Source organism: Salipiger sp. PrR003, assembly GCF_010500785.1.
GTDB classification, from domain to species: Bacteria; Pseudomonadota; Alphaproteobacteria; order Rhodobacterales; family Rhodobacteraceae; genus Salipiger; species Salipiger pacificus_A.
In genome coordinates this window covers 1-12,788 of sequence record NZ_JAAGOV010000039.1, presented here as the reverse complement: position 1 = coordinate 12,788, position 12,788 = coordinate 1, and the positions used below count along the sequence as shown (strand labels likewise).

At 66.9% G+C, this 12,788-nt stretch carries 12 protein-coding genes; 8 read left to right on the top strand and 4 right to left on the bottom strand.

The window, feature by feature from the left end:
• Window positions 1-22: 22 nt before the first annotated feature.
• Window positions 23-1,039 (bottom strand): asparaginase, encoded by a 1,017-nt coding sequence (locus G0D83_RS12610; RefSeq protein ID WP_108967192.1) that lies wholly within the window; start codon window positions 1,037-1,039, stop codon window positions 23-25.
• A 189-nt stretch (window positions 1,040-1,228) separates the two neighbouring features.
• Between G0D83_RS12610 and G0D83_RS12605 the strand changes: the two genes are divergently transcribed.
• The 5 genes from G0D83_RS12605 to cueR all read left to right on the top strand — a co-directional run bounded on the left by G0D83_RS12605 (window position 1,229) and on the right by cueR (window position 6,624).
• Window positions 1,229-1,756, top strand: coding sequence for an invasion associated locus B family protein (locus G0D83_RS12605; RefSeq protein WP_193989037.1), 528 nt, complete (start codon window positions 1,229-1,231; stop codon window positions 1,754-1,756).
• A gap of 164 nt (window positions 1,757-1,920) precedes the next feature.
• A complete protein-coding gene (gene rlmN / locus G0D83_RS12600) occupies window positions 1,921-3,117 on the top strand; it encodes a 23S rRNA (adenine(2503)-C(2))-methyltransferase RlmN (RefSeq protein WP_108967194.1) in 1,197 nt (398 codons plus the stop codon).
• A gap of 103 nt (window positions 3,118-3,220) precedes the next feature.
• Window positions 3,221-3,646: a hypothetical protein gene (locus G0D83_RS12595; protein WP_164194376.1), complete on the top strand. Its 426-nt coding sequence runs from the start codon at window positions 3,221-3,223 to the stop codon at window positions 3,644-3,646.
• 99 nt (window positions 3,647-3,745) lie between these two features.
• Entirely contained in the window at window positions 3,746-6,235 is a 2,490-nt protein-coding gene (locus G0D83_RS12590) for a heavy metal translocating P-type ATPase (protein ID WP_164194371.1), read from the top strand.
• On the top strand, window positions 6,232-6,624 hold the full coding sequence (gene cueR / locus G0D83_RS12585; protein WP_164194367.1) for a Cu(I)-responsive transcriptional regulator: 393 nt from the start codon (window positions 6,232-6,234) through the stop codon (window positions 6,622-6,624). The genes G0D83_RS12590 and cueR overlap by 4 nt, the downstream gene beginning before the upstream one ends.
• 3 nt (window positions 6,625-6,627) lie before the next feature.
• Here the strand turns inward: cueR and G0D83_RS12580 are convergent, their stop codons facing one another.
• Window positions 6,628-9,186: an ATP-binding protein gene (locus tag G0D83_RS12580; RefSeq protein ID WP_164194363.1), complete on the bottom strand. Its 2,559-nt coding sequence runs from the start codon at window positions 9,184-9,186 to the stop codon at window positions 6,628-6,630.
• Window positions 9,183-9,686, bottom strand: coding sequence for a molybdopterin-dependent oxidoreductase (locus G0D83_RS12575; RefSeq protein WP_164194360.1), 504 nt, complete (start codon window positions 9,684-9,686; stop codon window positions 9,183-9,185). Before G0D83_RS12575 ends, G0D83_RS12580 begins: the two co-directional genes overlap by 4 nt.
• Window positions 9,687-9,853: 167 nt before the next feature.
• On the opposite strand from G0D83_RS12575, the gene G0D83_RS12570 reads away from it, so the two are divergent.
• A complete protein-coding gene (locus tag G0D83_RS12570) occupies window positions 9,854-10,456 on the top strand; it encodes a response regulator transcription factor (RefSeq protein ID WP_108967206.1) in 603 nt (200 codons plus the stop codon).
• Window positions 10,457-10,489: 33 nt separating this feature from the next.
• Here G0D83_RS12570 and G0D83_RS12565 read toward each other — a convergent pair whose 3' ends face one another.
• On the bottom strand, window positions 10,490-11,482 hold the full coding sequence (locus tag G0D83_RS12565) for a zinc transporter ZntB (RefSeq protein ID WP_164194356.1): 993 nt from the start codon (window positions 11,480-11,482) through the stop codon (window positions 10,490-10,492).
• Between the two features lie 412 nt (window positions 11,483-11,894).
• On the opposite strand from G0D83_RS12565, the gene G0D83_RS12560 reads away from it, so the two are divergent.
• Entirely contained in the window at window positions 11,895-12,131 is a 237-nt protein-coding gene (locus G0D83_RS12560; RefSeq protein ID WP_108967210.1) for a hypothetical protein, read from the top strand.
• 185 nt (window positions 12,132-12,316) lie between these two features.
• Window positions 12,317-12,568: a hypothetical protein gene (locus G0D83_RS12555; protein WP_108967212.1), complete on the top strand. Its 252-nt coding sequence runs from the start codon at window positions 12,317-12,319 to the stop codon at window positions 12,566-12,568.
• Window positions 12,569-12,788 lie beyond the last annotated feature (220 nt).

Below are 12,788 nucleotides of genomic sequence, written 5' to 3'. Positions count from 1 at the left end.
ACTCTTGGCGCCCCTTATCCTTTCATGCGGCAAAGAGCGTGTCGAGGGGGCGGACCTCGCCGGTCACCAGCCCGTCGAAATTGCACAGCTCGGGGTTGAGGAAACGGTGCACGTCGGGATGCGCCGGATCCGCGACGCCAAGCCGCACCAGAAGCGAGGCCATGACGCATTCCGCCGCGCGGGTTGCGCCGTCGAGAATCTTCACCGCAACGCCGAGGCCACGCTGCGGCAGGATCGCGACGAAATACCCCTCGGCGCCTGTCTTGATGGCAACCGGCTCGAGCGCGGCGCGCATCAGCAGCGTGCAGGCGCGGCCCTCGCCGGCGACGAGATCGGGATAGGTGTAGATCGACTCGACCAGCTGCGCCCCGGCGCGGCTGAGACCGTCGTAGCGGTGATGCGCGCCGGCGAACCAGGCCATGGCCCGCGCCATGCCAAGCATCGAGGTGGCAAGGTTTGGCGCCGAGCAGCCGTCGATGCCATAGCAGGGGCTGACCTCATCGGTGACGGTCTCGAAGGCGTCGCGCACTGCAAGTTGCACCGGGTGTTCGGGAAGAACGTAGTCCGGGCCCGCGCCAAGATACTGGCTCAATGTCAGGAAGCCGGCGTGTTTGCCCGAGCAGTTGTTGTGCACCCGGCAGGGGCTTTTGCCCTCGCGGATCATCTGCAGTTTCAGCGCCTTGTCCCGGCTCGGCTGGGGGCCGCAGCGCAGGTCGTCGTCGGAGAGCTCGAGGTCGGCGAGCCAGGCCTCGACCGCCCCCACGTGCATCGGCGCGCCCTGATGCGAGGCGCAGGCGAGCGCCAGCTGCGGCGGCGTTAGATGCCAGGCCTCGGCGGCGCCCGAGGCGACCAGCGGCAGGGCCTGAATCATCTTCGACGAGGAGCGCGGGTAGACCACCGCCTGCGGGTCACCCCAGGCCTCGACGATGCCGCCGGATGTGTCACAGATGACCGCATGGCCAAGGTGCAGGCTCTCGGTCAGCGGTCCGCGGCGAACCTCGACGAGGGGCACGGCAGCGGTGACGGTGTCTTGGGGCATGTGGGTCCTCACAAACAAGCGATATTCTGCCATCGGGGCTTTCTCGCCCCGCGTGTTTCGGTCTATTGTCCCGCCGTCGAGCACGAATGGTCGCGCCGGTCAAGAGACCGACAGATGTCTGGAACAGAGCTGTCACAGGTCGGGGCGCGAACGGGCAACAAGAGGCAAGCACGGCTGGAGGCTGCAGGTATGAAGTCAATTCTCGGTGGGGTTCTGGGCGCGGCGCTCGCGCTTGGCGCGACGGCTGCGGTTGCGCAGGAGGAAAGCACCAACCGGGTGAACGCGATCACCGACTGGTCGGTCTTCGAGGGGCAGAGCCCCCGCGAATGCTGGGCGGTGACCACCTACAAGGAAAGCGTCAACACCAAGGACGGCCGCGTCGTATCGGTGAAGCGCGGCGACATCCTGCTTATGGTCTTCTACCGTCCCGAGGCCAATGTCATGGGTCAGGTGGCCTTCACCGGCGGTTATCCCTTTGCGGGCGGCTCGACCGTGGCCGTGGACATCTCGGGCGAGAAGTTCGACCTTTACACCGAGGGGGAATGGGCCTGGCCGGCGACTCCGCAGGACGATGCCAAGATCATCGCGGCGATGAAGCGCGGCTCCGACGCGGTGCTCAGCGCCGGTTCGAGCCGCGGCACCAAGACCAAGGACACCTTCTCGCTGCTCGGCTTCACGGCCGCGGTGGAAGACGCCCAGAAGCGCTGCAGCGGCTGAGCCGCAGGCACGTCGCCCTCGGGGCCGAAAGGCCGCAGGTCTGTTGAATTTTTCCGGGGCCATCCACAGATGAGCTTCTTCGAGGGAACGCGCCTGCGCGTTCCCTTTGACTTATTGCAGCCGAATCCTGTATGGAGAGGCCTTCTTTTTCCGAGGATGACGTGATGACTGCCAGCGCGCCGATCACCCAGGACGTGGTGACGATCCCCCGCAAGCTGCCGGAAGACGGCAAGCTGAACCTCGTCGGGCTCACCCGCGACGCCCTGCGCGCCGCGCTGATCGAGGCCGGAACGCCCGAGAAGCAGGCGAAGATGCGTGTGGGTCAGATCTGGCAGTGGGTCTATCACTGGGGCGTGCGCGACTTCGCCGAGATGACCAACCTCGCCAAGGACTATCGGACGCTGCTCGACGACAAGTTCACCATCGACCTGCCCGAGATCGTCTCGAAACAGGTTTCGGAAGACGGCACCCGCAAGTATCTCGTACGGATCGCCGGCGGACACGAGGTCGAGGTGGTCTACATCCCCGAGGAAGACCGTGGCACGCTCTGCATCTCGAGCCAGGTGGGCTGCACATTGACCTGCTCGTTCTGCCACACCGGCACGCAGAAACTGGTGCGCAACCTCACCGCGGGCGAGATCATCGGCCAGGTCATGCTGGCGCGGGACGACCTCGGCGAGTGGCCCGAACCCGGTACAGGCACCGGCGAGAGCGGGCCGCGCCTTTTGTCGAACATCGTGCTGATGGGCATGGGCGAGCCGCTCTACAACTTCGACAACGTGCGCGACGCGATGAAGATCGCCATGGACGGCGAGGGCATCGCCCTGTCGCGCCGCCGCATCACCCTCTCGACCTCGGGCGTGGTGCCGGAGATCGCCAAATGCGCCGAAGAGATCGGCTGCCTGCTGGCCGTAAGCTTCCACGCCACCACCGACGAGGTGCGCAACAAGCTGGTGCCGATCAACAAGCGCTGGAACATCGAGGAGCTGCTGAACACCCTTCGCGAGTATCCGCGCTTGTCGAACTCCGAGCGCATCACTTTTGAGTATGTGATGCTCAAGGACGTGAACGACACGGATGCCGATGCGCGCCGCCTGGTGAAGCTGATCCAGGGCATTCCCGCCAAGATCAACCTCATCCCGTTCAACGAATGGCCCGGCGCCCCCTACCAGCGCTCGGATTGGCCGCGGATCAAGCAGTTCGCCGACATCATCTACAAGGCAGGTTACGCCTCGCCGATCCGTACCCCGCGCGGCGAGGACATCATGGCCGCCTGCGGCCAGCTGAAATCGGCCACCGAACGCGCCCGCAAATCGCGCAAGCAAATCGAGGCCGAGACTGGCCTCGGCGGCGCGGCTTGACTTACCTGATTTAAACAATCAGGATTACCTCACCCAGCCAGTCCCGTCTTCGGGACAGCCCGGATCGACGGCCCTTCAGGGGCGACTGGCTGGGAGAGGTTCCATGCGACATGAAAGGTTCGACCGGGTGGCTCTGCGCCCCGCGGAAACGCGGGTGGTACAGCTGCTGCGGCTCTGGCGCGAGGCGGACGAGGCCACTGCGCAGCTCGAGCTGCGCGATGCGCTCGGGTTCAGCCGCGCGCGTTCCTGCCTGCGCGCCTTTGGGGACTTCGCCGAGATCCTGACCCGCCACGGCTGGCACGGGCCGCTGATTCTGCCCACCGACGCCTTGGGTGTCTCGGACGACGAGCGCGCGATCGCCCGCTTCGTCATGACCGCCACCGAGCAGGACCGCGACCTCGCGCTGGCCGAGGCCGCCATGCTGGTGCTGCCGGCGCATATCCTGCCGCTCGCCAATGCCGCCGAGCGGGTCGGGCTGCCGCTGCTCTGCGAGGAATGCCGCAGGCGGCTGGAGTGTCCGCTCAACTGACCGCTGCCTCCATCGCACAATGCGACACTGCGCCCCTTGACCTTCCAGTGACTGGAACCCCTATGTAGGGAGCCGACCAGTATTGGAAGGAGTCGCGCCATGGCCCAAGACAGCCTGCGCTTCGAAGTGATGAAGATGACCTGCGGCGGCTGCGCCGGGCGCGCCCAAAGGGCGCTCGCGGGGGTCGAGGGGGTGACCGACGCCTCGGTAAACCTCGCGACGAAGATGGCCCGGGTCGAGGGCAGCGCCGGCGTCCCTGCCCTGCGCGCCGCGCTCGACAAGGCGGGCTACCCAGCGCGCGAGGCCGCCCTGAGGCTTGGTATCGCGGGGATGAGCTGCGCCTCCTGTGCGGGGCGCGTGGAGCGGGCGCTGGCGGGTGTACCGGGTGTGCTCTCGGCCAATGTGAACCTCGCCAGCGAGACCGCCGAGGTGAAATTGCTCGCGGGCTCCGCCGAGGCACCCGCGCTGATCCGCGCGGTCGAGGGGGCGGGCTACAAGGCCAGCCTCACCAGCGACGACAGCGCCGAACAGGCGGCGCGCAAGACCGCCGAGCAGGCGGCGCTGAAGCGTGACCTGATCATTGCCGCGGCGCTGACAGCGCCAGTCTTCCTAATGGAGATGGGCGGGCATTTCATCCCCGGCGTGCATCATTTGATCGCCTCGACCATCGGCACCACCAGCGCCTGGCTGATTCAGTTCGTGCTGGTCACCGCCGTGCTCGTATGGCCGGGCCGGCGCTTCTACCAGATCGGCCTGCCATTGCTGCTCAAGGGCGCTCCGGACATGAATTCGCTGGTTGCGCTCGGCACGCTGGCGGCCTGGCTCTATTCCACCGTCGCGCTTTTCCTGCCCGGGCTGCTGCCCGAGGGCACGCGGGCGGTCTATTTCGAGGCCGCGGCGGTCATTGTCACGCTGATCCTGCTCGGTCGATTCCTCGAGGCACGGGCGAAGGGCCTCACCGGTGCGGCGATCAAGCGGCTGGTCGGGCTGAAACCCTCGACCGCGCGGGTCGAGCGCGGCGGCGAGATCACCGAGCAGCCAATTGCCGAGGTGACGCTCGGCGATGTGCTTCATGTCCGCCCCGGCGAGCGCATCGCAGTCGATGGCGAGGTGCTCACCGGGCGCTCCTACGTCGATGAAAGCATGATCACCGGCGAAGCTGTGCCCGTCGAGAAATCCGAAGGCGCCACCGTCGTTGGCGGCACGGTCAACGGCGCGGGCGCACTCAGCTTCCGGGCGACGGCTGTCGGCGCAGACACCATGCTGGCGCGGATCATCGCCATGGTCGAAGAGGCGCAGGGGGCCAAGCTGCCGATCCAGGCGCTCGCCGACAAGGTGGTGATCTGGTTCGTGCCCGCGGTCATGGCCGTGGCTGCGCTGACCTTTCTGGCCTGGCTCATCTTCGGCCCCTCCCCCGCCCTCACCTACGCGCTGGTCGCCGGGGTCTCGGTGCTGATCGTGGCCTGCCCCTGCGCCATGGGGCTCGCCACGCCGACCTCGATCATGGTGGGCACCGGGCGGGCGGCCGAACTGGGTGTGCTCTTCCGCAAGGGGGACGCGCTGCAACGGCTGGAAAGCGTCGGCATCGTCGCTTTCGACAAGACCGGCACGTTGACCGAAGGCCGTCCCGAGCTGGTCCGCAGCGTCGCCGCGCCGGGCTTCGCCGAGGCCGAGGTGCTGCGCCTTGCCGCCAGCGCCGAGCGAAGCTCGGAGCATCCCATCGCACGGGCGCTGGAGCGCGCCGCCGAGGGCCCCCTTCCACAGGCCGAGGACGTCGAGGCGATCGCGGGGCATGGTCTCAGCGCCGCCGTGGAGGGCCGCCGCATCCTGGTTGGCGCCGCCCGACTGATGGCGCGCGAGAGCATAGAGCTCGGCCCTCTCAGCGCCGCGCATGACGAGATCGCCGGTGCCGGGCAGACGCCCGTGCTGGTTGCGGTCGATGGGCAGATCGCCGGGGCGCTGGCCGTCGCCGACAAGGTCAAGCCCGGGGCCAGGGCAGCGGTTGCGAAGCTGCACGAGATGGGGCTCAAGACCGCGATGATCACCGGCGACACGCGCGCCACGGCGCGGTCCATCGCCGCCGAGCTCGGCATCGACCACGTCGAGGCCGAGGTGCTGCCCGAAGGCAAGCGCGACGCGGTGCGGGCGCTGCGCGATGCGCATGGCGCCGTGGCTTTCGTCGGGGACGGCATCAACGACGCCCCGGCGCTGGCCGAGGCCGAGGTGGGTCTCGCCATGGGCACCGGCACGGATGTCGCCATCGAAAGCGCCGACGTGGTGCTGGTCTCGGGTGACACGAAAGGCGTGGTCGAGGCGGTGCATCTCAGCCGCGCGGTGCTGCGCAATATCCGGCAGAACCTCTTCTGGGCCTTCGGGTACAACGTCGCGCTGATCCCGGTGGCGGCGGGTGTCTTCTACCCGGCGTTCGGCACGCTGCTCTCGCCGATGCTGGCGGCGGGGGCGATGGCGCTTTCGTCGGTCTTTGTACTGAGCAACGCGCTGCGGTTGCGACGGCTCGTCCCCGCCATGCCGCCAGAGACCCGCCCGCACCGGGCACAAGGCCACAGCCACGAGGAGGCGCAGGCATGAACATCGGAGACGTCGCGACCCGCGCCGGGCTGCCGCCCAAGACCATCCGCTATTACGAGGACATCGGCCTCGTTACCCCGCACCGCGGCAGCAACGGGTACCGCGCCTTCACCGAACGGGACGTGCACAAGCTGGCCTTCCTGGCACGGGCCCGCGCGCTCGGGTTCACCATCGAGGACTGCCGCGCTCTGCTCGCCCTCTACGAGGACGAAAGCCGCGCCAGCGCCGAGGTGAAGCACATCGCCGAGGAGCATCTGGCGCAGATCGACGAGAAGCTTTCCCAGCTTCAGCAGATGCGCGACACGCTTGCGCATCTGGTCCAGGCCTGCCACGGCGACGACCGCCCGGATTGCCCGATCCTCACGGACCTTGCCCGCAGCCAGGGCTGAACCTCAGTCCTGAAGCTCCAGCCCGAGCAGCGCCGTGCGCGTGGCGCGCCAGACCGGCAGGACCACGTCCAGGCTGTCCGGAGGCAGCTGCGCACCCGCGCGCGCCCTGTCCTCCTGAAGGCGCAGCACTCGGTGCAGCGCACTGGCGCCGAAGACCGCCGCGGAGCCGGCGATGCGGTGAACCTTTTCCGCGTAGCGCTCGGGCTCGATCCCCGCGCCCAGCTCCTCGGCCAGACCGGCGAGGCCGGTCTCGGTTTCCTGCAGGAAACGGTCGCGCAGGGTGGCGAAAAGCTCGGGCCCGAGCGACTCTGCCGCCGCGCCGAGCGCGACGTCGTCGAGCACATCCTCGGCCGTCCCTGGTGGGCCATCCGCGCCGGTGCCGGAGCGGTCGGTGCTGCTGTCCGCCCTCGGCGCGAGGCCGGAGATCACCTCGGCCAACGCGCGCCAGGTGATCGGCTTGGTCAGCGTGGCGCTCATGCCAGCATCGCGGAAGCGCGCCACGTCGGCCGGCAACGCGTGGGCCGTGAGTGCGACGATCGGTGTCTCGACGTTGGCGCCGCCGCCGATGCGGATGCGCCGCGTCGTCTCGACCCCATCGAGACCCGGCATGGAAATATCCATCAGCACGATGTCGAAACGCTCTGTCGCGGCGATGCGCAGCCCCTCGGCGCCGTCATGCGCCTCGGTCACCGAATGGCCCATCTTGCGCAGCATGGCCGTCGCGACGAGGCGGTTCACCGGGTTGTCCTCGACCACGAGGACCCGCGAAGGGGCCATCTCGGGGATGGACTCGACCGGCTGCGTCAGCACCGTCTTCTTCGGCGCGCGCTCGGCGGGCAGAGAGACATGGAACCGCGTGCCCTCGCCCGGATCGCTCTCGACCGAAACCTCGCCGCCCATGGCCCGCACCAGCCTCCGTACGATGCCAAGGCCGAGCCCGGTGCCCTCGGCGGCCCGCATGTAGGAGGAGTCGAGCGTGACGAAATCCTCGAAGATGCGTTCAAGCTGGTCCTGCGGAATGCCGATGCCGTTGTCGTCGACCTCGAAGGTCAACCTCCCGTCCTGCGACAGGGCGAAGAGCGAGAGCTGGATCTCGCCGTTCTCGGTGAACTTGATCGCATTGCCGACGAGGTTCACCAGCACCTGCCGAAGCCGCGCCCGGTCACCCATCAGCAGCGGGACGGTCTCATCGGGCAGCCGGACCTGCAGCATGTTGCCTCGCGCAGCGGCGGTGGGGCGCAGCACGTCGACGACCTCGCGCACCAGATCCACCGGGCAATAGGGCGTGCGGGCGAAGCTGAACCGCCCGTTCTCGAGCCGCGAATGGTCGAGAACGTCGTTCACGTGCTGCAGCAGCACGTCGCCGGCGCGGCGCAGGATCTGCAGGTATTCGCGCTGATCGCGGCCCAGTTCGGTCTCGCTCAGCAGCTCGAGCGCGCCGATCATCCCGTTCAGCGGGGTGCGCATCTCGTGGCTCATGATCGCGATGAAGCGGGCCTTTGCCTGCTCCCCCTCGACTGCGCGGTCCCGCGCCTCGACCAGCTCCTCTTCGGCGCTGATGTCGCGGGTGATATCGCGGAAGTAGATCGCCCGCAGCAGATCGCCCTCGTGCTCGGTCTCGGTCACCGAGAGTTCCATCGGGTAGCGGCTGCCATCGGCCCGCACCCCCTCGCACCGCACCCGCCCGCGCCCTGCGTGGCGTCCAAGGCCCTGACCTTTGGCCTCTTCGCTGTCTTTCGGAAACAGCAGCGTCGAGACGCGCTGGCCCAGCACCTGCCGACGGTCATGGCCCGAGATACAGCCCGCCGCACCGTTGAACTGCAGGATGACCCCGTCACGATCTGTGACCACGATCCCGTCGAGCGCGGTGGAGACCACCGCCTCGAGCCGGTGGTTTGCCTTCGCCCGCCGTTGCGCCTGGTCGCGCGCCACATGCATCAGCTGCCACAGCGCCACGACGCCGAGCGCCAGCGCCAGCACGAGGATCAGCGCCATGCCCGAGAGGCGCACGAGCGAATTCATCACCTTGCGCCGCTGCATGTCCGAAGCCGCCGAGAAGGCCCGCACCCCCGAGAGCGAGACCTCCCGCACGGCAAGCCGCACCTGCTCGGCCTCGGTGCGCAGCTTCGGCAGCGCAGCCAGAAGCCCGCTGTCGGGGCCATCTAGATATGGCACGGCCCGGTCGAGAAAGGACCTCACCGTCTCCATCGGCTGCTGCGCGTTCGGCGTATTCACGATCCCGGCGTAAAGCGCGCCCCGCGAAACGGTCTGGTAACGGCTGAAGAAAATGTCGAAGGCCAACCGCAATTCGTCGATCCGCAGATATTCGACCGGCCGGTCCAGCTCGCTTTGCAGGCGGCTGAATTCCACCTCCATTTGCGCCAGCGACCATTGACCATTGTCCGAATTGGCGGTGGCGAGCCCCTGGATCTGCCGGGCGGCATCGACCGTCAGCAACACCAAGGCCGCGAGACACAAAACGATAAAGGGCGCGCTCAGCGCGGCCCAGCGTTTGCGGGTTGGAAGGCTACTGCCCTCTTCGGAGGAGGTTGCGGCGCTCACGGCTCGATAACGATCCGGCTGAGCTGCCAGATGCTGCGCGCAAAGATGATCTCGCTGCGGTACTCGGGATAGTCGTCAAAGGGGTAGACGATCCAGAGCGGCCCCTTGTCGCGCACGCTCATCAGCGAGCCGTTGCGGGCCCAGGCGATGATCGGCCCCTCCGGAACCGCGTCCTCGAGCGGAATTTCGGCGGAATACTCGTTGATCGCCACCGCCCGCAGCGACCCCTCGGTCACCTGCAGCGCCTGAATCAGATCGTGCAGCGACACGCCGGTGAAGCGCTGCGCTCCCTCGGTCCAGATGGTGGCGGTGGTGAAGGTCGTGGTCCCGATGGATTCCAGCATGTGCAAATCAAATTGGGCGCCCTCGGGAGCGTTTGTCACGGGCACCGCGCCGGTCACCGTCAGCAGCACCGGCCCCTGGGGCGCTTCCAGCGAAATGGCAAACGCCGGAACGGTTTTGAGAAGGAGAAACGCACAGCAAGCTACCCAACGGAACATGACGCTCAACCTCCTTGCGAACCTTATTGCCGCTCAATATCATACGAGCCAGTTACCCAAGCGCAAAGAGCTACCATATTGCGAGTGACCGAACCAGTTAGCGAAACCAACCGGTAATAATTTTGCGCCAGAAATCGCTTGTGGCATAGGCCGCACCCGGAGGACATATGCGTATTCTGGTCGCCGATGACCACGACCTCGTCCGAGAAACGATTGCCGCCTTCCTGCGCTCGGAGGGTATCGATGACGTGGACACTGCGGCAACGCTGGACGAGGCGATCGCGCTTGTCGACCGAGGCATTTCCTTCGACCTGATCCTGCTCGACTACAATATGCCCGGCATGTCCGGCCTCACGGGGCTCGACCGCATGCGCGAGGCCTGCGCGGGTGTGCCCGTGGCGCTGCTTTCGGGCACCGCGACGGCCGACATCGCCCAGGCGGCGATTCGCTCCGGCGCGGCGGGATTCATTCCCAAGACCCTGCCCTCCAAGACGATTGTCAGCGCCGCGCAGGTGATGGCCGCGGGCGAGGTTTTTGCCCCCTATAGCTTCATGACCCAGGTTCCCGACGGCAAGGCCGCCGAGCTGACACCGCGCGAGCGCGAGGTGCTCCGTGGCCTCTGCGCCGGCAAGTCCAACAAGGAGATCGCCCGCGATCTCGACCTGCAGGAAGTGACGATAAAGCTGCACGTGAAGACCCTCAGCCGCAAGCTCGAGGCGCGCAATCGCACCCACGCGGCCATGATCGCCAAGGAGCTCAACCTGGCCTGACCACGCCTGAGGTCGGCGCGGGCGTGGATGCCCTCAGATCCAGCGCAGCTTGCGCAGGATCAGCATTTGCAGCGCGACGACGATCAGAAGTCCGCCGCAGAACAGCCAGAACGCCACCGGCTCGCTTGCGCCCGGCATCCCCGCGACGTTGATCCCGAAGAGCCCGGTCAGAAAGCCGAGCGGCAGGAAGAGCGCCGAGAGCACCGACAGCATGTACATGTTGCGGTTCAGCCGGTCCGAGAGCTGCCCTGCCAGCTCGTCGCGCACCAGCGCCATGCGCTCGCGCATCGCGTCGGCATCTTCCACCACCCGCTCCAGCGCATCCAGCTCCTCCTCGAGCTGGCGCAGGTCGTCGATCTCAAGCCAGTCCGGATGGCTGCTCTGCAAGGCCCGCAGGGCGTCGCGCTGCGGCAGCAGGTAGCGCCGAAGGATGATGGCGCGGCGGCGCAACTCGACCAGCTGCTGGCGCATCGCCTCGTGCCCCTCCTCGAGCACGTCCTCCTCGAGCTGGTCGGCCTCGTCCTCGATGCCGCTCCAGAAGGCCTCGATCCGGTAGGTCAGCCGCTCGACCAGCAGCGACAGGAACGCGGCACAATCCTCGGGACCGCTGCCCAGTTCGAGCGCCTGCGCAATGTCCTCCACCGCCCGCACCTTTCGGCGCGACAGGCTGACGATGCGGTTCTCGTCGATCCACAGGCGGATCGAGACCATGTCCTCGGGGTCTTCCCCCTCGATCGTGTTGATGCCGCGCAGGATGACGATGAGCCCGTCACCGATGCGGGTGATGCGCGGCCGGGTTTCCTCGGCCACCAGCGCGTCGATGATCGTCGGGTCGAGGTACGAGAGGTTATCCACGATCCACCCCGGCGCATCGGGATGCGCGGCGCGCAGGTGCACCCAGCCCAGCGTGTCGCTGCGCAACACCTCCGGGGCCTCTGGGGGTAGCAGGCGCCGCCCACGCTCCGGCCCCGAGAGCACGAATCCGGTTTCGATCAGGTTTTCGGGGTGTGGGACAAGCTCTTGCATGGGCCAGAAAGTACACCGGATCAGGCAAAGGACAAGCGCTCCGGTTGCGCGGAAATTCGACGCCATTTCAAGGACTCCACTGGGTGGACCCGGGCGTCGATCCAGGCTGTTCAAAAACGCACAGGGCCTGGTGATTTTTTGGAAACCCTAGGGTTTTTTAAGTTTAGTTCACAAAAAATCTGCGCCTGAAACTAAACCCCTCAGTTCATTTCCTCAGAAAATCTGCAGGTTCCCGCCCTATGGGAAGCCGGTCGCTCACTTTCAAGCCCACGATTTCGCGATCAGCCGTGAGCAATCCGGTGATTTGATAAATGTCCTCAGAACAACGATTTACTTCTCATCCCCGACGCAAGAAGGGATGCGGCGACGCCTGACGCCACCGCAATCAACCGCAAGAAATAGGAATGTCGTCATGAAAACTCTCATCGCATCCGCACTGATCGCCACCGCTGCCTTGACAGGCGCTGCCTCCGCAGCAACCTCGACCTCCGCTGCCGCACAGAGGGAAATCCTGTCCCTGATCCCGCAGGCAGAACTGTCGGGTCTGACCGCCGCCGAGATCGTCTCGGTTGCCCAGGCGATGGACCGCGTCGACGGCGCCGCGCAGAAGATCGGCACCGGCGAGGCCCTGATCAAATCGCTGCAGTGAGCGGCGCGGCGCGTCCTCCCACGCGCCCTCGCTTTCCCCTTCACGCGACACCTCGCGTGACGGATACGGCGGGCCGTCCGAACTGAACGACCCGCCCCTCCCCGGGGCAACAGTCCCCAGCGCCTCGGCGCCTCCCCAAATGGCATCGAAGAATGCCGCTCAAAATGTTACGGAAGGATCCTCCCATGAAAACCCTCATCACCTCCGCCCTGATCGCCACCGCAGCCTTGACCGGTGCAGCATCTGCTGCCTCCACCGCTGCGAACGCGACCAACATCATCGAAAGCGCGCTGCCCGGCACCGATCTTTCGGCGCTGAGCACCGAGCAGCTGGTGGCCGTCGCGGGCACCCTGCAGAACACCGACGGCGGCGCCGCCAAGAAAGCCGGTGTGACCCGCGCGCTGATCAAGTCGCTGCAGTTCAAGGCAGAGCAATAAGCCACTCCGGGCTGCGGCTTCCGCAGCCCCAGATGCGCCGATCGCGGCGCGAGGGCCGGTCCGTTCGCGGGTCGGCCTTTTCGTGTGCCGGTTCATGATCCGGGCGCCGCAGGGGCGGCCACGGCGTGCAACAACTGGCCAACGAAAAGGGGCCGCCCGATGGGCGGCCCCTTCGCAATGCCCGCCCGGTCCGAGGACCGGGCAGAAGCGCATCACTCGA